An 18,765-nucleotide genomic window follows, 5' to 3' on the forward strand; every position below is an offset into this window, starting at 1 on the left:
CAATAATTCACAATTGAAGATTAAAAACAATTTTTAAAATCACCCGAAATAATATTATATTTGTTTCTATACAATTTGATAAACTATGGAAAACGTATTTGATGCGAAAGACGCTCAGAATTATATCAATAGAATAAATAATCTGGTAGAAGATACACACGGTTTGTGGGGCAGAATGACGGTAGATCAGATGTTGGCACACTGTTGCATCACTTACGAGATGGTGTACGAGCCGGAAAAACATAAAAAACCGGGAGCTATTGCAAAATTTATTTTAAAAAGATTCGTAAAACCTAAAGTGGTGGGAGAAAAAGCCTATCCCAGAGATTCTCCGACAGCACCTCAGTTTGTAATCACTGGAAGAAGAAATTTCGATGATGAAAAGAAACGATTGATTGGCTTTATTCAGAAAACACAGCAATTGGGAGCGTCAGCTTTTCATGAAAAAGAATCTCTTTCTTTTGGTAAATTAAAATCTGATGAGTGGAACAATATGTTTGCAAAACATTTGAATCATCATTTGGCACAATTTGGAGTTTAAACAGATGGGATGAAAATACTTTTATTGTTATTTTTTCCTTTCATTACTTTTTATGCACAAACCAATAATTTCCCATTGAAAGATCAGGATTTCAGTAAAATTTTATTAAATGAAAAATTGGGTTTTGACGGTAAAATTTCGGATGAAAAAATAGATGTGCGATTTATTTCTGTAGTTAAAGATGCTAAAAAACCGGAAAACTATTTGGTAAAAGGAATATATACATTGAATGGTAAAACATTAACGTGTGCAGGAAAACTGACCTTCAATTATGTATTTAATGTGAAAGCCCGTGCTGATGAAATGCTTGTTTTTGGAGATTTTCATTTAAATGGAACTCAGCCTGATATTGATGACGGGTTTTTCAAAGGCAAATTTCGTATTCAGACAAGAAAAGATACAAATGAGAGAGGAAATTATTCTACTACGACATTCAAAGGAATATATACAAATTTAGAGAGTGGAAAAGAATCTGATGTCTGGTTCAGCAACTTCTCTCACGATGATATTTCTAAAGTAATATTTAAATAAAAACAACAAGATGAAAAAACTTTTACTTCTCCTCGTTCTGATTTCCAATTTTGCGTGGGCTCAAATGCCAAACATTTCAACTGTCTGGACGAATAATTCAAAACCGTACATTGGTACAATAGGTACCGAAAATGAAGCCATCAAACTTAAAGTCGAACTTTCCGAACAGGATAGAAAAAACGATCAGGAATACTTTGTTTCAGGATATTCTGTAGTTGAAAATAATACATCAAAATACGAAGGGAAGATCAGAATAACCAAGTATAAAGACGGGAAAAAGAAAGGTACTGTATATGGTGACTATGAGTTTGCCGAAGAAAAAAGAGGAAAACATTCCGGCATTTTCACAGGCAAATTTATTTATACATTCAGCTGGAACAAAAAAACCGAGAAAATAGAAAATCCTTACATCGAATTCATCGGAAACTGGAAAAGTTATGACGGAACATTAGATTTTAAAACAAGACTAAAAAACTAATAGTTATGTTGAGAAAAATATTAGCAGTGATTGCAGGAATCATTTCCGGAGGAATAAGTGTCGGAATCGTTCAGACAGTTGGTCATAATCTTTATCCGATGCCCGAAGGAATGAAAAGTGACGATATGGAAGCAATGAAAAATTATGTAGAAACAGCACCGTTTATGGCTCTGTTCTTTGTGATAATTTCTTATGTTATTGCCGCAGTCGTTTCAGGATTTGTTTCTACTAAAATTGCCGATGACGGGAAGAAAATTTATGCTCTGATTTGCGGAATTATTTTCCTGATACAGTCAATTTACATGATGTCTGTACTGCCTACACCAATCTGGTTTTGGATTTTGGGAATTTTGTCATGGACATTGGTTTTGGTAGGATATAAATTAGCTTTAAATAAAAAATAAAATATACAGATGAAATTAGGAGCATTTTCTATCAGCTTAAGTGTGAAAGATTTACAAAGATCTAAAGATTTTTACGAAAAATTAGGTTTCAGCATGATGGGTGGAAGTATGGAAAACAATTATCTTATCATGAAAAACGGAAGCACATTGATCGGACTTTTTCAGGCAATGTTTGATGGGAATATGCTGACTTTTAATCCCGGCTGGGACGAAAATGCACAGAATCTTGAATCTTTTGATGATGTACGGGAAATTCAGAAACATTTAAAAGAAAATCAGGTAACATTAGAAAAAGAAGCCGACGAAACAACTTCCGGACCTGAACATATTTTCCTGAAAGATCCTGACGGAAATATGATTCTGATTGATCAACACAGATGATTTTAATAATCAGTTTAATATTAACTTTTAACTAAATAATAAACACAAAAATTTTAAACAAAAATTATGGCAACAGTAAACGTTTATTTAACATTCAATGGCGATTGCAGACCGGCATTCGAATTTTACAAATCAATTTTCGGAGGAGAATTTCCGTACATCGGAACTTTTGGCGAAATGCCTCCACAAGATGGAAAAGAAACTACTGAAGAAGACAAAGACAAAATCATGCACGTTTCTCTTCCAATCTCAAAAGAAACCATGTTGATGGGAAGTGATACAGGTGGAGAATGGTCTTCAAATCTAAAAGTAGGAAACAATTTTTCAGTTTCAATTAATGCTGATTCCAAAGAAGAAGCCGACAAATTGTTCAGTGGATTATCTGAAGGCGGACAAGTTACAATGCCACTTACAGATACTTTCTGGGGTGCGTATTTCGGGATGTTTACCGATAAATTTGGCATCAACTGGATGGTAAATTATGATGATCCTGCTAAAATGCAGCAACATCCTTAATTTTTCATTTTTAAAGATAAATAATATTAAAAAATAACCGGCAGATTAATTTGTCGGTTTTCATTTTTAAATATATAAGGGAAAAGTTCCTTCATAATTCAACCTCTTTTCTGCCTTAAATTTTTGAAACGTATAATTTATTTGTTATTATTGATTTAAAATATTAATTTTGTTATTTTCGATAGATAATACTAATAAAGAAATAAAAATGAAGATTTTCTGGCAGTTGACTTTTGTACTTTTTATAGCTTTTTCGGCAACGTCTTATGCTCAAAAAAGTGATCTCGGAGCGTGGTATATGTATTTTGGAAACAACAAAATCAGCAAAAAACTTAATTTTCATAACGAAATTCAATATCGTAATTTTGACGGAATCGGTGATCTTGAGCAGCTTCTTATCCGTACCGGAATAGGATATGATCTTACGGAAAACAATAATAATATTTTATTGGGTTATGGTTTTATTTTGAGTCAGCCTTATGCTAACGGAGAAAAATCTGAAAATATTGAACACCGTATTTTCCAGCAATATATCACAAAACAAAAGTTCGGGCGTTTCAATCTTCAGCATCGTTACCGTTTGGAAGAGCGTTTTCTTCAGGATGATTTCAGGATGAGGTTTCGTTACTTATTAGGTTTAAATATTCCTGTCAATAATAATGAATTGCTTCCGAAAACTTTATATATTTCAGCGTATAACGAAATTTTTCTGCATCTTGACAGTCCGGTTTTCGACAGAAACAGAGTTTACGGAGCTTTAGGTTTTGTCATCAACAAAAATATGAGAATCGAAGCGGGTTATATGAATCAGATTCAGGAAAACAGAAACCGTGGACAGGTACAAATAGGATTTTACAATAATATTCCGTTTACCAAAAATTAATTTCATTAAAAAAACTAAAAACTAAAAAAATGCATTCAGGAAAAAGATTCGGACCAATAGAATTTATCATGTGGACTAGGAGAAGTCTGTATGTTTTATTTATTTTAGCAGCAGTTCCTACCGTTCTCTATTATTTTGGCGTTACTTTTATTTCGTTTCCGTGGCAGCCGATTGCCATTATGGGAACAGCGGTTGCCTTCATTGTCGGGTTCAAAAATAATGCGAGTTACAGCAGACTTTGGGAAGCAAGACAGATTTACGGAGCAATCATCAATGACAGTCGAAGCTTTGGCTATATTTTGAGAGATTCTTTATCAGAAAAGAATTCAAGTAAAGTAAAACTGATGTTTAAACGTCATTATGCTTGGTTGACGGCACTTCGTTTTCAGCTTCGTGAATCCAGAAACTGGGAAAATATGAGTACTGCACAGTTTAAAGAATATGCTCAGAAATATGAAATTCCCGAAAGACTTTCAACTTTGGATGCTGAATTGGAAAATTATCTTTCTGCAGACGAACTTCAATATGTTTTAAGCAAAAAAAACCGTGCAACACAATTGATGGCGTTGCAAAGTAAAGATTTGTCTGAAGCTTATTCCAAAGGAGAAATCAATGATTTTCAATGGTCTCAGATCAATCAGCAGTTGGTGAAATTTACCGATGATCAGGGAAAAGCAGAAAGAATCAAAAACTTTCCCTATCCGAGAAATTTCTCTTCAATTACAACTTATCTTTTGCTTTTGTTTATTGTTTTTGTGCCTTTCGGATTGATCAAAGAATTTGATAAAATGGGAGAGGGAACTGTATTGGAAAATTACACTTTGTGGTTCAATATTCCGTTTTCTCTGTTGGTGACTTGGTGTTTTCATACTTTAGACAGTGTGGGTGAAGCTTCGGTAAATCCGTTTGAAGGAAGCCCGAATGACGTTCCGATCACTCAGATCAGCAGAACTATTGAAATTGATATGAGAGATATGTTGGATGAAACTGATCTCCCGGTAGCAATCACTCCGAAAAATAATATTGTACTTTAAAATTTTAAATACTAATCGAAAATAAGTAGCCACAATCTTTGTCATTCCGCAGGAATCTAGACAATTAATTTTAATAAGATAGTTGAAATTCCTGCAGAATGGCAAAGAGTGCTAGAATTGAAAATATTTTAATTGTTTTTAAACCTTTATCATTAACCAAAAAATAACACGAAAACAAAATAATATGATTCACACTTACGTCATTATATCTATCGCAGTTTTGCTGTCTGTCATGATATTGGTAATGATCGGTCAGAAGCTCAAAGTAGCTTATCCGATTTTTCTTGTGATTGCAGGACTGATCATCAGTCTGGTTCCGGGAATGCCACATATTGAGATTGAGCCGGATCTGGTTTTTCTGATCTTCCTTCCACCGATTTTATTTGAGGCTGCTTGGTTTACCTCATGGCAGGATTTCCACAAATGGAGAAAGCAGATTTTCTCAATGGCTTTTGGTTTGGTTTTTCTGACCTCGATTGTAGTTGCTTACCTTTCTTCATCAATAATTCCCGGACTTACCGTCGCAATGGGATTTTTATTGGGTGGAGTCAATTCTCCGCCGGATGCAGTTGCTGCAACTTCAGTTTTAAAGCACATGAAAATTCCTAAAAAAATTACAAGTATTCTGGAAGGAGAAAGTTTAATCAACGATGCTTCGAGTTTAATTGTATTTAAATTTGCTTTAGCAGCCGTGATTTCAGGGCAATTTATCTGGAGAGATGCAATCGGAGATTTTTTCAGCATGGCAGTTGGAGGAATCGCTATCGGAATTGCCGTTGGATTGCTTTTCGGGTTCTTTTTAAGACTGATTCCATCGAACTCAAATATTGATACCGTGATTACACTTATTGTTCCTTACATCTTGTATGTCGGAGCAGAACATTTTCACTTTTCTGGTGTGTTGGCTGTTGTTGCGGGTGGCTTGCTGATGTCTTATAATTCGCATTGCTATCTGAGTCACACTTCTAGAATTCAGTCCGGAAATGTTTGGAGTGTTCTTATTTTTGTGATGAATACAATTATTTTTATTTTAATCGGTTTAGAATTGCCAATTGTAGTTGCTGCAATGAAAGATTATACCATTTCAGAAGGTATTTTCTATAGTATTGTAATTGGCGGAGCGATTATTTTTACAAGATTATTGTATAGCTATTCCATCATGTATTTTCCATGGTTTTTGTCTAAAAAATTAAGGTCAGAAAATCCAAAACCTGACTGGCGAGAACCGTTTATTATAAGTTTTGCAGCAATGCGTGGAGTCGTTTCATTGGCTGCAGCACTTTCTATTCCTGCGTTTTTGCCGAATGGAGATGCGTTTCCGCACCGTAATATTATTTTGTTTGTTACTTTTGTGATTATTTTGATAACTTTAGTCGGACAGGGATTGATGCTGACTCCGATTTTGAAATTCTTAAAAGTTGATGATGCCGGAAGTGATTTGCCTGAAGAAAAGCAGGAAGTTATTTTGATGAGAAAACTGAAAGAAACTGCTTTGAATAAATTGGAATCTGATTTTGCTGAGCTTACAGTTACCAACAGTATGGTTCGCCATCAGAAACACAGACTCGAAAATGAAATGCTGATGATGGCAGATAAATCTCAATGTATGGCATCAACAGGAGATTATGTCACGGCGATGAATGAAAATAAAGATGTCATCCGACAACTGATACAGGCTCAGAGAAATGAGCTTCACCGAATGAAACGTGAGAAAATATTCGATGATCATGTAATGCGAACGATTGAGATGCAGCTCGATTTTGATGAAGCTAAAATTACAGGATTTGCTCACAGTTAATTTGATTTAAATTAAAAAAATACAAAAATGAAAACTCCGATTATTGTCACAAAAAAGATCAATGCGCCAACAGAAAAAGTCTGGAAAGCATTGACGGATAAAAACGAAATGCAGTTATGGTATTTTGATATTCCTGATTTTGAAGCAGAAATTGGAAAATCATTTGATTTCTATGAACCCGGAGAAGAAAAAAAATATCTTCACCGGATCGAAATTTTAGAAATTATCGAAAATCAAAAACTGAAGCATACTTGGTTTTATCCATCATTTTCAGATCTGAAAACAGCAGTAACCTGGGAACTTGAGGCTGATGGAGACGGAACAAAAGTTACATTGATACACGAAGGAACAGAAAATCTGAAAGATTTGGGAGAAGGCTTTTCCAACGAAAGTTTTACTCAGGGGTGGAATGAGATTATCGGTCAGAGTCTGAAACTTTATCTGGAAAACCAATGATTAAATTCAATTCATTTTTTCCGGTAATCTGGACTCAGAATTTTGAGGAAACTATTGGTTTTTATACTCATATTTTAAAATTTTCATTGGTTGATGCCAATTCCGGGATGCAATGGGTTTTTTTGGAAAAAAACAACGTCAGAATCATGATTTCAAAACCAAATAAACATGAAAAATTTGATAAAATCGGTTTTTCTGGCTCATTTTATTTTAACGTAAATGATGTGAACGATCTTTGGCAAGACCTTAAAACCATTACCAGAATCTGTTACAAAATTGAAACTTTCGAGTGGGGAATGAGAGAATTTGCTATCTACGATAACAATGGCTATATATTACAATTTGGTCAACCTGTAACCGAAATTAGTAAAGAGGAATAAATTTTGCTATTTTTGGGGAAATATTTTAGAAAATAATAATGAAAAATAAAATAATAACAGGTTTTGCAACACTTCTGTTGTTCGTGTCTTGTAATAATGACGAAAAAATACTGAATTCATTAGCTGATTACAACAATTCAATGGAAACCAAAGGTTATCATTTTGGTGATAAATTAGATCTTCCTAAAGATGTTCTCGATAATGCAGAAAGTATCTCAATAAGTTTTGGAGACAAAGAAACTTCAAATCTCATAGTAGATTCTAAATATTTTACCTTAGGAGATAATGCAGTTACTTTTAATATTAAAACAAAAGGTGGCGAAACATTATATCAAGATGCAACAATCAATGTTTTTACCAAAAATCCGGTACAGAATATCAATTATGAAGTCGTGGCAGAATATCCGCATAATCCTGCAAATTTTGTTCAGGGTTTTCAGATTGAAGGAAATACAATTTACGAAAGTGACGGTCAGAAAGGTTCTTCTCAGATCCTGAAATATAATTTGGGAGATACTACACCGATTGCTTCTACAAAGCAGCCTGAAGATATATTTTCTGAAGGAAGTGCGATTGTTGGCGATAAAATTTATCAGTTGACTTGGCAAAATAAAAAAGGATTCGTTTACGACAAAAATTCTTTAAGCTTATTATCTGAATTTCCTTATCCGGATGTGATGGGAGAAGGATGGGGATTGACTTATGACGGTAAAAACCTGATTGCTTCTGACGGTACAAAAAATCTTTATTTCCTGAATGCAAGTGATCCTTCTAAAGTAGTAAGATATATTTCTGTAGCCGGAAATTCTGAAATTTACGACCAGTTAAATGAGTTGGAATACTACAAAGGATTTATTTATGCAAATGTTTGGCAAAAACCAATTATCCTTAAAATTAATCCTGCAAACGGTGAAGTTGTTGGCAAATTTGACTTTACCAATATTGCAAAACAAAATACAAAAGGAAGTGATGATGTGTTAAACGGAATCGCCTTCAAAGGTGAAAATATGGTGATTACTGGTAAAAACTGGCCGAAAATATATGAAGTTGCCGTTAAATAATTTTAAGTTATTTAATTCTTTTAAACAAAATAAATGTAAATTGGTAGCGTTCCTCACGGAGCGCTATCATTCGTAAAATAGATTTTTTGAAATTAATACAAATCTTATTCATTCTTATTTTCTGTTCATTTTCTGCGCAGAGAGTCCTTCCTTTTGATACATTGAGAATCAAAGAGGTAAGAGATTTGTTTGCTGATGATTACGGAAGTATTTATCTCTATAAAAATAAAGATTTCAGCTTTACCAAATATGATTCGTTAGGGAAACAGCTTGGTAAACTGATGTTTACGGTTCCTTTCAAAGTTCAAGGAGTGCAAAACCCTTTAAGTATTGCGCTTTTTTCTGAAAATGCTCAGGAAATGAAATTTGTGGATCAGAATTTAAATGAAATCCAGAAATTAGACTTTAAGCAAAAATTTACCTACATCAAACATGCCTACGCAGAAGATTTGCAGCAGGTTTGGTTGTTGGATGAAAGTACAAAACGTCTTCTTCAATACAATTTCAGAAATGATACGACGATTAATTCTTATCCTTTTGATGCAAGTTTTGACGATTTGATTGATCTGTTGGTTTTTGAAAATAAGGTTTATATTTTAACGAAAAATCAATTCAGAATCTATAATCTGAAATTTGAAAAATTATATGAAGCTCCTGTTGAAAACGGAAAGAGACTGAGAAGGGAAAACGAATTTGTTTTAATTGTAGCTAAAAATTCTATTTTTAAATATATTCCCGAGAAAGAACTGATCAAAATTTTTGAAGATCCCGATGTACAAATTGTGGAAAAAAACTCGCTTGCATATTTTGAAATCAAAGGCAACAAACTTTATCTTTACAATCTCGAAAATCCCAGAGATTCTAAAAAAACGACAGTGATTGAAAGTCCGAAAAATGACACTGAAAAAACTGTAGAAGAACTGGAAAAAGAAAAATCTGAAAAGCCGGATATGCTGAAACTCTTAGACGAAATTCAGGATCTTGGTTTTTAGAATCAATCATTGTTTAAAAAATAATACAGAAGACGAAGTATGCACATTGCAGTTACCGGAAATATTGGAGCAGGAAAAACGACCTTAACGACGATGTTGGCAAAGCACTACGGTTGGGACGCACAATTCGAAGACGTAGATCACAACCCTTATCTGGAAGATTTTTATGCAGACATGAGTAAATGGAGTTTTGCACTGCAAATTTACTTTTTGGGAAGCAGATTCCGTCAGGTAAAAGAGATCAGAGACAGTGGCAAAAACATCATCCAGGATCGTACAATCTACGAAGATGCCCACATTTTTGCGGAAAATCTTAATGATATGAAGCTTCTTTCAGATCGTGATTTTAAAAATTATGCTTCTCTTTTTGATTTGATGAAAACTTTCGTTTCCGCTCCGGATTTGTTGATTTATCTTAAATCTGATGTTCCAAATCTGGTAAAGAAAATTTATAAAAGGGGCAGAGAATACGAAGCTTCTATCAGCATAGAATATTTGTCTAAACTGAATCAGAAATACGAAAAATGGATCTCAAATTATACGGAAGGGAAACTTTTGATCATTGAAGTTGATGATCTTGACTTTGTAGAAAAACCTGAAGATTTTGGTTTGATTTTAGAAAAAATTGAAACAGAACTGAACGGTTTGTTTTAGCAATTGTTTAGTAAAAATTAAACCCAGAACGAAGTTTTTTGGTTCTAAATTTGTTTACGAAAATTTAGATTTTCACTTAAAATAAAAATAAAATGTTGGTAAAAGTTCTGCATAACGGGAATTGCTCAAAATCAAATGCCGTGTTAGAGTATCTGGACGAAAACGGAGTGCCGTTTGAAATCATCAACATCATAGAAGATCCGTTGAGCGTTCTGGAACTGAAAACGGTTTTAAAAAAGCTTAATGAAGATGTTTCTCATATCATCAGAAAAGAAGAAAAACTCTATCAGGAAAAATATGCCGGAAAAGATTTTACAGAAGATGAATGGCTAAAGATTTTATCAGAAAATCCATCATTGATACAAAGGCCAATTCTCATTAAAGGTTCGGTAGCAATGCTCGGAAGACCAGTTGAAAATGTAAAGTTCTTTATTGAACATTAAGAAATTGAAAAACGAGAAATAAAAAAGTCAGCATAATTGCTGACTTTCCCTTTTTATAATAGAATGACATCTTCTATTTTTGCCACCTCTTTGTAAATTCTTACGACCTGATCTGCATCGAGTACAAAAGCATTGATATTGCATGCAGTGTATTTTCCGTTCTTGCTTTCGCGGTTACCTAATGTAAATTTGATGCCGTCAAAAACTTTGTATATTTCTGTAAGCTTTGCCTGATCCGTAGGAATGATAAATTTGAAAAGATAGTCTTCAGGAAAGTCGTGATGACCTTCAAGTTTTTCCTTTAGTGAAATATAAAAATCTTCAGGATTTGCATGCTGATTTCCTTGTAATATGTCCATTATTGCTACTTATTTATATAAATATAAGGAAAATTTAATTATTTTCCAAGTGGTCCTAGAAGTGAAGCCGAATTTTGCTTTTCGTGATCTTCAATAATATTGAATAATCCGTTGACAATCTGTTCAGAAGCCAGCATACTCAATCCGCCTGCGTTGACGTTGCTTCTGTTTCCACCTAATAAGCTGCCCAAAAGATTACTTCCTGACAAAGCAGTGTTGATGGTTTTTACAATGCCATATTTATTAAGCTCCTGCTCAACTCTTGGTGCAATTGCTGCAACGAGTTGTTGGGAAGTTTTTTCTTTTAAAATTAAAGTTGCGGTTCCCTTTTCACCCTGGATAATTCTGGTTACGTCCTGAGCATTTAAACTATTTACTGCACTTTCAAGAATCGGTCTAGAAATATTGACTGTATAAACCGCCGCATCAGCAATATATTCTCTTTCTTTTGCCACTAAAGACGGAGCTATTTTCTCTAAAGTTGTGTTGATGTCTCTTAATTCTTTTGGTAATGCTTTGTCAACCAGATTATTCTGAAGAAATGCTTCTTTGTTACCGTAGATGCTCATTCCTTTATTAATTCCGCCTAACAAAACTCTTTTAATAACTGCTAATCCTAAATCAGATGTAGCAAGTGTAGAACAAGATTGTAAAGTCGTGTTGATTACTACGCCCGTTCCGAAAACCAATGCAATGGCTATAATATATTTTTTCATTTCCAATTTTGTTATTATTGTCAAATACTGCACCAAAGGTAAAGACAAATGTATGTTTAACAAAAATTACACGTCAATATTTTCACTGGAAGGTTTATCGCAAGATTGTTTCCAGTTTTAATGATTAATGAAATTATAATATTGTTTAATTTTTTGAATTACGCCATTTTAGAGTCTCAATGTTAATTTTCGGTTAAATATTGACAGGTTTTTATCTTTGTTTCAATATGAAATATTCATTTATATTAAAATATTATGACTTTAGATTTATTAAATTTTAGAATATGTTAACATATTTTACAATATAAAGTGCTAATTTTAAAATATTTAAGTAAATTTAACATTATCTAATATTTTTTTTATTTTTGACCAACGTCTTCTTTTGAGAAAATAAAATGAGACAAAACTATTACACATTTGATTTGTACAAGATAAAATTAAACTATATGAAACAAACTAATTTAAAGTATTCTTGCCTGATTGCAGTTCTCTACTTCGGTATGAACGCCAACGGACAAACGACTCCACAAGATACGCTGCCAAAAGAGCAGAAGATTGAGGAGGTTGTAATGATTGGGTATGGTAGTAGAAAAGCTGTTGATAATACTACTTCTGTAAGTTCAATAAAAGCTGAAGAAGTTTCGAGAACAAAAGTTTTAAATGCCTCACAAGCAATTCAGGGTAAGGCAGCTGGTGTACAAGTAACAGCTTCAGATTTACCGGGATCAACACCTACAGTAATTATTAGAGGACTAGGAACTGCATTAAGTGGTAGAAATCCTTTATATGTAGTAGATGGTATGTTTGTAGATAATATTAACAACATTAATACAAATGATATTTTAACATACGATGTGTTAAAAGACGCTTCTGCTTTAGCAATTTATGGTAACAGAGCCGCCAACGGTGTAATTATTATTACGACTAAAAGTGGTAGAGGAAAAGGAATTACAGTTGAATATGACGGTTTTGTTGGTGTGAGAAATCCTTTGAAAAAAGTAAAAATGGCTGGAAGTAATTTATTTGCTTACTATACCAATACTGCCTTAGGTACAACAACATTTTCCCAAGATCAACCTGTAAATACTGACTGGTTTGATGAGATTACAAGAACTGGTGTTTATAATCAACATAATGTAAGTTTATCAGGAGCTTCGGAAAGTGCTAAATATTTTTTAAGCTTAAGTAACTATGACGAAAAATCAATTTTAAACGGTACAGATTATAACAGAACAACGATAAGAACAAATAACGAGTTTAAAATAGCTAAAGGAATTACTTTATCTCAAAATTTAAGCGTTGCATTTAATAATACAACTCCAAAGCCATTGGGTGCTTTTACTACAGCATATAAACAATCTCCTATAGTTCCTGTACGATATGCAAATGGTTTATTTGGAGTTCGTTTTGTTGGAGATAATGGTTTTGCATCTCCAACTGGCGAGGCATTTAATAATGTTGGAAATCCGGTATCTCAACTTTACTTTGATAATGAAAAGCAAAAAAGCTTTACTTTACAAGGAGGTCTTAAGTTAGATGTAAACATTATGAAAGAATTAAAATTCACTTCTCAATTTTCAGGAGAATATAACAATTTTAAGAGCTATAATTTTGTTGACTCAAAAGCGATCTGGTTAGCTGCCGATCCTACAAGAGTTCTCAATAACACACCTTATTTAGCAACAGATCCAATCAATTTGTTGACCAATACAAAAAATGATTATTATAACTGGATTTTAACAAATTATTTTACATATAATAAAAAATTCGCAGATATTCATGATGTAGAGGCTACAGTCGGTATGGAATCTTCTGTGAAAAATGGTACAGATCAATTGATTACAATCAGAAGAAACATGATTGCAAACAGCAATTATTGGAATTTAGATGGTGTAAATTATAAAGATCAGTTAGATGATCTTAAAAGTATAAATGGTAATAAAAATACTACCACTTCTTATTTTGCAAGAGCACAATATAAGTTGATGAACAAATATTTGTTAACTGCTACAATCCGTAGAGATGGATCTTCACAATTTGCAAATGGTCAAAAATGGGGTAATTTCCCGTCATTTGGAGCTGGTTGGGTTGTTTCAGAAGAAGATTTCTTGAAAGACGGTTTTTTCAACTTGCTTAAAATTAGAGGGGGTTGGGGAAAAATAGGAAATCAAAATGTTCCTCTTAATTATTTACCATTTAATACCGGTACATCTTATAATTACGCATTTGGTGGTAGTGTAATGAGTAATGGTATGACAGTAGACCAAGTATATGATCCTAATCTTTCATGGGAAATTACAGAAGAAACTTCTGTGGGTTTAGATTTTGAAGTTTTAAACAGAAGATTAAAAGGGTCTGTTGATTTATATGATAAGGTAACCACAAATATTATCTTAAAATCTATTCCTATTATTACTGAAGGAATATCAAATCCAGGTTATGCGCATTTAGGAGAAGTAACCAACAAAGGAGTAGAAGTTGCTTTGGGCTGGGATGATAAAATAGGTGAAGATTTTGGTTATTCAATCAGTGCAAACTATTCTTTTAATAAAAATGAATTAAGTAATATCGCTCAACAAAATGTAAATGATATTGTTGGAGGAGGTTTAGGTAACGGACAAGATACAAAACTTTTAAACGAACAGTCTATAGGGCAGCCATTAGGTAGTTTTTATCTTTATGAAGCAAACGGAATGGATGCAAACGGAAAATTAACTTATGTAGATCACAATGGAAATGGTACTATTGACGCTGGTGATAGAAAATACTTTGGATCATATATACCTAAATCTACTCTAGGAATAAATTTAAATTTAAGATACAAAAGCTGGGATTTTTCAGCTAATGGTTATGGAACTTTCGGTGCGAAAGTCTATAATGGCAAAAAAGCTCAAAGATTCTCAGGAGAAAATGTAGAGTATAGTGTTGCAAGCGATTTTTGGACTCCAACTAATACAGGATCTGCAAACCCAGCACCATTTAATGCCGTGCCACTTGCTTCTACTTACTATTTAGAATCTGGAGATTTCTTTAGAATAAACAATATTTCTTTAGGATATACAATAAATAAAGCTGTTACTTATATTTCATCAATGAGATTTTATGTTAGTGCTATTAACCCTGTAGTTTTCCAGAAATTCTCTGGTTTCTCACCAGAATTAAATGGTAACGGTGATCCTTACGGAAGTACGGGAATAGAGCTGGATGCTTATCCAACATTAAGATCTTTTGTATTTGGTGTTAATGTTAAATTTTAATTATTAAATTGAAAATCATGAACAAAAAAATAATATTACTCTCTGCTTTAGCAATATTTTCATTTTCTAACAATAGTTGTAGTGATGATTTTGTAGATGTAAAGCCAACAGAAGCTATTTCGGCACAAGATTTAACTTTATTCAACAATAATGAAGGAGCTGAAAGTTTTGTTACTGCTATTTATGCCAAATTTTTAGATTGGAATATGAGTACGTTTGCTTGGATAGGTGTTTCTAGTATTACTTCTGATGATGCGGATAAAGGTTCTACACCCGGCGATACTGGTGCAGATAAAGATGTTTTAGATGCTCTTAATTTTAATGCAACTACACCTTCTTTTAGAGATTTATTTGCTGCGCATTATCAAGGGATTAATAGATGCAATCAGGCATTAGCTTATTTGCCACAACTTAATAATGCAGATGCAGGTCTTCGTAATAGATTGGCTGGTGAAGCCCGTTTCCTGAGAGCTTTTATGTATTTTACATTAGTAAGAACATACGGTGGAGTTCCAATTGTAGACAGATTGTCTATCCCTGGAAATGCCGAGGACAGAACAATGCTGCTTACCAGAAAATCAAAAGAAGAAGTTTACGCTTTCATTGAGGCTGATCTGCAAGCTGCTATTGCAGCTTTACCAGATAAAAGTGCTTATACAGGTGCTAATGTAGGAAGAGCATCTAAAGGTGCAGCTTATGCTTTATTAGCAAAAGTTTCTTTGTATCAAAAAAAATGGCAAAAGGTTATTGATAATACTAATTTAGTTACGGGCTATTCTTTAACACCAGATTTTGCGGAAATTTATAAAATTAGTGGAGAAAATAATCAAGAATCTATTTTTGAAATTCAAGGAAAAGGAGAAGCACCTGCTAAAGGTATTCAACAATATTCTCAAGTACAAGGTGCTACCGGAGCTGGAGGTTGGGGTTGGGGCTTCAATGGTCCTTCTCAAGGATTAGTTGATGCTTTTAATGCGGAAGGCGATACTGAAAGGAGGAATGCAACAGTTATTTTCAGAAATTCGACATTGTACGATGGTAGAATAGTTCCAAGCACTGTAAATAATCCTTATTATAATTTTAAAGCTTATTCTTCTAATTATTCTGGTGCTGATAATTCGGATGTAAATATTCGTTATCTTAGATATGCTGAGGTACTTCTTATGAAGGCAGAAGCCCTTAATGAATTGGGACAAACACCACAAGCTATTTTATTACTTAATCAAATAAGAGATAGAGCTGGTATTTCCCCAACTACAGCAACAGGTCAGACAGATGTTAGAACAGCTATTTGGAAAGAAAGAAGACTCGAATTGGCATTCGAACATGACAGATGGTATGATATTGTAAGAACAGGACAAGCTCAGACTGCAATGGCTGCTGACGGAAAAACATTTGTAGTTGGAAAGCACGAATTATTTCCACTTCCGCAGAACTTTATTGATGAAGCTCAAGGACTTTCAATTCAAAATCCTGGTTATTAATCATTATACATTAAAAAACATGAAAAATAATACAATAATAAAATACTTCGCTGCTATGTTTATTTTAGGAGCACTTTTTACTAGTTGTGAAGACAGCATAGATAAAGATAATCCAGCGATTCCCTATGCTTCAATTGGAGGATATAATAATTCTGATGATATTGCTCCAGATAATCTTATAAGTAAGATCAGTTTTGATAATAATACTTTTATTGATGCTAAAAATGGTGTAAATACTTCTTCACCAACCAATGTAACTTTTGATTCAGGTATAAAAGGTACTGCTTACAAAGGTTCCTCAAGTGCTTTTATAAGTTATAATGATGTAAGCGATAAAATAAAAAACCTAAAAAGTATTACTCAATCTATGTGGATTAAAACTTCACAACATACTGGTGGTGCACAATGCATTTTTATGCTTCCTAAAACAACTGATTTTTGGGGAAATATTTTTGTTCTTATTGAAGGATCTACAGATGGAAAAATGCTTCTAAAATTCCATATTCAAAAAGATGTGACACCTGCAGTTACTTGGGCGGGGCAATTTATTGAAACAGGTGGAACCAATAAATTGGAAGGAATGTATGATAAATGGAAACATTTAGTATGGTCTTATGATGCAACGACTTCTACATTTGCATTGTATGTTGATGGTGCACTTGTACCACTACCAGATAGTATTACAAAAAGATTTACCAACGATCCTGCTCAGGGAGGTCTTCCTTTGGGGAATCTTGCAAACTCAAATGTTTCAAAATTCATAATTGGAGGTTTTCAGCAGCACTTAGGTACTCCTTGGTCAAACCCAGATGGTTGGATGCTTAAATATACTGGATTGATGGATGAATTTAGAATGTATGATAAAGCACTTTCTTCATCAGAAATTAATGCATTATACAAATTAGAAAAAGATAACCGATAATCTCAAAAGAGCCCTGTATCGGGCTCTTTTTTATTATATTTGAATATGAAAAAAGTTACAGCAGCAATTTTATTCTTAGGTTTAGTGTTTAATTCATGTTCTTCAGAAGATACAACACCAAGCACAGGTACACCAATAGGTGGTGGCGGTACTGAAACTCCCAACAATTATAGTGATGTACAGCTTGTGGAGATGGTTCAAAAAGATGCCTTAAAATATTTTTGGGACTATGCAGAAAGCAATTCAAAATTAGCCAGAGAAAGATATCATACCGATAATCCGGGACAAGATGCTCATGTTGTTTCAGCAGGAGGATCTGGTTTTGGATTAATGACAATTTTGGTAGGTATCAAAAATGGTTATGTATCAAAAGCAGAAGCAGTTTCAAGATTAGCTACGGCACTCAATTTTCTTCAGAATGCCGACAGGTTTCACGGAGCTTGGCCACATTGGATGAATGGAAATAATGGACAGGTCATACCTTTCAGTCCGCAGGATGATGGTGGAGATTTGGTGGAAACAGCTTTTCTTGCTCAGGGTTTAATTTGTGTAAGAGAATACTTTAAAAACTCTACAGACTCTTCAGAACTTGCACTCTCTCAAAAAGCAGATACGCTTTTCAAAGGAATTGAATGGAGCTGGTATACCAAAGGTGAAAATACATTGTATTGGCATTGGTCACCAAATTTCAATTTCCAGATGAATATGCAGTTGAAAGGTTTTGATGAAACTTTGATTACATATGTATTGGCAGCAGCTTCACCCACTTCTACAATTACAAAACCGGTTTATCAGCAGGGATGGGCGCGTAACGGTGCAATTTCAAATGCAGGATCACAATATGGTCTTCCATTAACTGTAAGTCATAACGGAGCAGCAAATACTGTTGGACCGATGTTTTGGTCGCACTATTCTTTCTTAGGGCTTGATCCAAGAGGTTTGACTGATGACTATGTAAATTATGGTAACGCAACGACCAATCATGCGAAAATCATGTACCAATATTCAATAACCAATCCGAAAGGATGGCAAGGATATAATTCTAAAAGTTGGGGATTGACAGCAAGTTACTCACGAAATACAGATGGTTCTACAGGATATTCTGCACATCAGCCAAATAATGATTTGGGGGTGATTAGCCCGACGGCAGCACTTTCAAGCATGCCTTATACACCTACAGAAAGTATGAATATGCTGAGGTTTTTATACAACGAAAATTACAGCAAATATATTGGAGTTGCAGGACCCTATGATGCTTATTCAGTGCATTATAATTGGGTAACTCCAAGATATTTGGCGATTGATCAGGGAACAATTGCACCAATGATCGAAAATTATAAGTCGCAGTTTCTTTGGCAGCTATTTATGAATGCTCCGGATGTAAAGCAGGGTCTTATTAAATTAGGATTTCATTCTACACAGTACGGATTTTAATCTATTACTTTGTTAAAGTTTAAAATCTTTGACAAAGCTTT

21 protein-coding genes are annotated in these 18,765 nt (G+C 33.7%); 19 read left to right on the forward strand and 2 right to left on the reverse strand.

Annotated elements, in window-relative coordinates; genetic code table 11:
* The first annotated feature begins 85 nt into the window (after nucleotides 1-85).
* The 15 genes from K0R77_RS07435 to K0R77_RS07505 all read left to right on the forward strand — a co-directional run bounded on the left by K0R77_RS07435 (nucleotide 86) and on the right by K0R77_RS07505 (nucleotide 10,552).
* The gene (locus tag K0R77_RS07435) at nucleotides 86-541 is read left to right on the forward strand and encodes a DUF1569 domain-containing protein (protein WP_300350584.1); all 456 of its coding nucleotides are present in this window, start codon (nucleotides 86-88) and stop codon (nucleotides 539-541) included.
* 9 nt (nucleotides 542-550) lie between these two features.
* Complete coding sequence (locus K0R77_RS07440) at nucleotides 551-1,072, forward strand: hypothetical protein (RefSeq protein ID WP_300350587.1); 522 nt, start codon at nucleotides 551-553, stop codon at nucleotides 1,070-1,072.
* Nucleotides 1,073-1,082: 10 nt separating this feature from the next.
* A complete protein-coding gene (locus tag K0R77_RS07445) occupies nucleotides 1,083-1,550 on the forward strand; it encodes a hypothetical protein (RefSeq protein WP_300350590.1) in 468 nt (155 codons plus the stop codon).
* A gap of 5 nt (nucleotides 1,551-1,555) precedes the next feature.
* Nucleotides 1,556-1,954 carry a hypothetical protein gene (locus tag K0R77_RS07450; RefSeq protein ID WP_300350593.1) on the forward strand — a complete coding sequence of 133 codons (399 nt, stop codon included), beginning with the start codon at nucleotides 1,556-1,558 and terminating at the stop codon, nucleotides 1,952-1,954.
* Between the two features lie 9 nt (nucleotides 1,955-1,963).
* Nucleotides 1,964-2,335 (forward strand): VOC family protein, encoded by a 372-nt coding sequence (locus tag K0R77_RS07455; protein ID WP_300350595.1) that lies wholly within the window; start codon nucleotides 1,964-1,966, stop codon nucleotides 2,333-2,335.
* 66 nt (nucleotides 2,336-2,401) lie between these two features.
* Nucleotides 2,402-2,851, forward strand: coding sequence for a VOC family protein (locus K0R77_RS07460; protein ID WP_300350597.1), 450 nt, complete (start codon nucleotides 2,402-2,404; stop codon nucleotides 2,849-2,851).
* Between the two features lie 208 nt (nucleotides 2,852-3,059).
* A complete protein-coding gene (locus K0R77_RS07465) occupies nucleotides 3,060-3,734 on the forward strand; it encodes a DUF2490 domain-containing protein (protein ID WP_300350599.1) in 675 nt (224 codons plus the stop codon).
* A 29-nt stretch (nucleotides 3,735-3,763) separates the two neighbouring features.
* On the forward strand, nucleotides 3,764-4,768 hold the full coding sequence (locus tag K0R77_RS07470; protein ID WP_300350601.1) for a bestrophin family protein: 1,005 nt from the start codon (nucleotides 3,764-3,766) through the stop codon (nucleotides 4,766-4,768).
* Nucleotides 4,769-4,952: 184 nt separating this feature from the next.
* A complete protein-coding gene (locus K0R77_RS07475) occupies nucleotides 4,953-6,566 on the forward strand; it encodes a Na+/H+ antiporter (protein ID WP_300350604.1) in 1,614 nt (537 codons plus the stop codon).
* A gap of 27 nt (nucleotides 6,567-6,593) precedes the next feature.
* Nucleotides 6,594-7,022, forward strand: a complete 429-nt coding sequence (locus K0R77_RS07480; RefSeq protein ID WP_300350606.1) for an SRPBCC domain-containing protein — start codon at nucleotides 6,594-6,596, stop codon at nucleotides 7,020-7,022.
* Nucleotides 7,019-7,402: a VOC family protein gene (locus tag K0R77_RS07485; protein WP_300350608.1), complete on the forward strand. Its 384-nt coding sequence runs from the start codon at nucleotides 7,019-7,021 to the stop codon at nucleotides 7,400-7,402. The genes K0R77_RS07480 and K0R77_RS07485 overlap by 4 nt, the downstream gene beginning before the upstream one ends.
* A gap of 38 nt (nucleotides 7,403-7,440) precedes the next feature.
* Nucleotides 7,441-8,463: a glutaminyl-peptide cyclotransferase gene (locus K0R77_RS07490; protein WP_300350610.1), complete on the forward strand. Its 1,023-nt coding sequence runs from the start codon at nucleotides 7,441-7,443 to the stop codon at nucleotides 8,461-8,463.
* Between the two features lie 86 nt (nucleotides 8,464-8,549).
* A complete protein-coding gene (locus K0R77_RS07495) occupies nucleotides 8,550-9,455 on the forward strand; it encodes a hypothetical protein (RefSeq protein WP_300350613.1) in 906 nt (301 codons plus the stop codon).
* Between the two features lie 39 nt (nucleotides 9,456-9,494).
* Entirely contained in the window at nucleotides 9,495-10,109 is a 615-nt protein-coding gene (locus K0R77_RS07500; RefSeq protein ID WP_300350616.1) for a deoxynucleoside kinase, read from the forward strand.
* Between the two features lie 92 nt (nucleotides 10,110-10,201).
* On the forward strand, nucleotides 10,202-10,552 hold the full coding sequence (locus K0R77_RS07505; protein WP_300350619.1) for an ArsC/Spx/MgsR family protein: 351 nt from the start codon (nucleotides 10,202-10,204) through the stop codon (nucleotides 10,550-10,552).
* A 53-nt stretch (nucleotides 10,553-10,605) separates the two neighbouring features.
* Here K0R77_RS07505 and K0R77_RS07510 read toward each other — a convergent pair whose 3' ends face one another.
* Together K0R77_RS07510 and K0R77_RS07515 are read right to left on the reverse strand one after the other, a co-directional pair.
* Nucleotides 10,606-10,911 carry a DUF493 family protein gene (locus K0R77_RS07510; RefSeq protein WP_300350622.1) on the reverse strand — a complete coding sequence of 102 codons (306 nt, stop codon included), beginning with the start codon at nucleotides 10,909-10,911 and terminating at the stop codon, nucleotides 10,606-10,608.
* A gap of 38 nt (nucleotides 10,912-10,949) precedes the next feature.
* A complete protein-coding gene (locus K0R77_RS07515) occupies nucleotides 10,950-11,627 on the reverse strand; it encodes a DUF4197 family protein (RefSeq protein WP_300350625.1) in 678 nt (225 codons plus the stop codon).
* A 446-nt stretch (nucleotides 11,628-12,073) separates the two neighbouring features.
* On the opposite strand from K0R77_RS07515, the gene K0R77_RS07520 reads away from it, so the two are divergent.
* The 4 genes from K0R77_RS07520 to K0R77_RS07535 are packed head-to-tail and all read left to right on the forward strand — an operon-like array spanning nucleotide 12,074 to nucleotide 18,724.
* The gene (locus tag K0R77_RS07520) at nucleotides 12,074-14,884 is read left to right on the forward strand and encodes a SusC/RagA family TonB-linked outer membrane protein (RefSeq protein WP_300350628.1); all 2,811 of its coding nucleotides are present in this window, start codon (nucleotides 12,074-12,076) and stop codon (nucleotides 14,882-14,884) included.
* Nucleotides 14,885-14,901: 17 nt separating this feature from the next.
* Nucleotides 14,902-16,368 (forward strand): RagB/SusD family nutrient uptake outer membrane protein, encoded by a 1,467-nt coding sequence (locus tag K0R77_RS07525; protein WP_300350631.1) that lies wholly within the window; start codon nucleotides 14,902-14,904, stop codon nucleotides 16,366-16,368.
* A gap of 55 nt (nucleotides 16,369-16,423) precedes the next feature.
* On the forward strand, nucleotides 16,424-17,290 hold the full coding sequence (locus K0R77_RS07530) for a LamG domain-containing protein (protein ID WP_300350634.1): 867 nt from the start codon (nucleotides 16,424-16,426) through the stop codon (nucleotides 17,288-17,290).
* 45 nt (nucleotides 17,291-17,335) lie between these two features.
* On the forward strand, nucleotides 17,336-18,724 hold the full coding sequence (locus K0R77_RS07535; RefSeq protein WP_300350637.1) for a glucoamylase family protein: 1,389 nt from the start codon (nucleotides 17,336-17,338) through the stop codon (nucleotides 18,722-18,724).
* The last annotated feature ends 41 nt before the right edge of the window (nucleotides 18,725-18,765 follow it).

Origin of the sequence: Chryseobacterium sp., from assembly GCF_029240215.1 — a bacterium.
GTDB lineage: Bacteria > Bacteroidota > Bacteroidia > Flavobacteriales > Weeksellaceae > Chryseobacterium.

Bases quoted from the DNA above. Each gene is read 5' to 3' on its own strand.
- K0R77_RS07435 (WP_300350584.1), top strand. From the start codon at position 86: ATGGAAAACGTATTTGATGCGAAAGACGCTCAGAATTATATCAATAGA.
- K0R77_RS07440 (WP_300350587.1), top strand. From the start codon at position 551: ATGAAAATACTTTTATTGTTATTTTTTCCTTTCATTACTTTTTATGCA.
- K0R77_RS07445 (WP_300350590.1), top strand. From the start codon at position 1,083: ATGAAAAAACTTTTACTTCTCCTCGTTCTGATTTCCAATTTTGCGTGG.
- K0R77_RS07450 (WP_300350593.1), top strand. From the start codon at position 1,556: ATGTTGAGAAAAATATTAGCAGTGATTGCAGGAATCATTTCCGGAGGA.
- K0R77_RS07455 (WP_300350595.1), top strand. From the start codon at position 1,964: ATGAAATTAGGAGCATTTTCTATCAGCTTAAGTGTGAAAGATTTACAA.
- K0R77_RS07460 (WP_300350597.1), top strand. From the start codon at position 2,402: ATGGCAACAGTAAACGTTTATTTAACATTCAATGGCGATTGCAGACCG.
- K0R77_RS07465 (WP_300350599.1), top strand. From the start codon at position 3,060: ATGAAGATTTTCTGGCAGTTGACTTTTGTACTTTTTATAGCTTTTTCG.
- K0R77_RS07470 (WP_300350601.1), top strand. From the start codon at position 3,764: ATGCATTCAGGAAAAAGATTCGGACCAATAGAATTTATCATGTGGACT.
- K0R77_RS07475 (WP_300350604.1), top strand. From the start codon at position 4,953: ATGATTCACACTTACGTCATTATATCTATCGCAGTTTTGCTGTCTGTC.
- K0R77_RS07480 (WP_300350606.1), top strand. From the start codon at position 6,594: ATGAAAACTCCGATTATTGTCACAAAAAAGATCAATGCGCCAACAGAA.
- K0R77_RS07485 (WP_300350608.1), top strand. From the start codon at position 7,019: ATGATTAAATTCAATTCATTTTTTCCGGTAATCTGGACTCAGAATTTT.
- K0R77_RS07490 (WP_300350610.1), top strand. From the start codon at position 7,441: ATGAAAAATAAAATAATAACAGGTTTTGCAACACTTCTGTTGTTCGTG.
- K0R77_RS07500 (WP_300350616.1), top strand. From the start codon at position 9,495: ATGCACATTGCAGTTACCGGAAATATTGGAGCAGGAAAAACGACCTTA.
- K0R77_RS07505 (WP_300350619.1), top strand. From the start codon at position 10,202: ATGTTGGTAAAAGTTCTGCATAACGGGAATTGCTCAAAATCAAATGCC.
- K0R77_RS07510 (WP_300350622.1), bottom strand. From the start codon at position 10,911: ATGGACATATTACAAGGAAATCAGCATGCAAATCCTGAAGATTTTTAT.
- K0R77_RS07515 (WP_300350625.1), bottom strand. From the start codon at position 11,627: ATGAAAAAATATATTATAGCCATTGCATTGGTTTTCGGAACGGGCGTA.
- K0R77_RS07520 (WP_300350628.1), top strand. From the start codon at position 12,074: ATGAAACAAACTAATTTAAAGTATTCTTGCCTGATTGCAGTTCTCTAC.
- K0R77_RS07525 (WP_300350631.1), top strand. From the start codon at position 14,902: ATGAACAAAAAAATAATATTACTCTCTGCTTTAGCAATATTTTCATTT.
- K0R77_RS07530 (WP_300350634.1), top strand. From the start codon at position 16,424: ATGTTTATTTTAGGAGCACTTTTTACTAGTTGTGAAGACAGCATAGAT.
- K0R77_RS07535 (WP_300350637.1), top strand. From the start codon at position 17,336: ATGAAAAAAGTTACAGCAGCAATTTTATTCTTAGGTTTAGTGTTTAAT.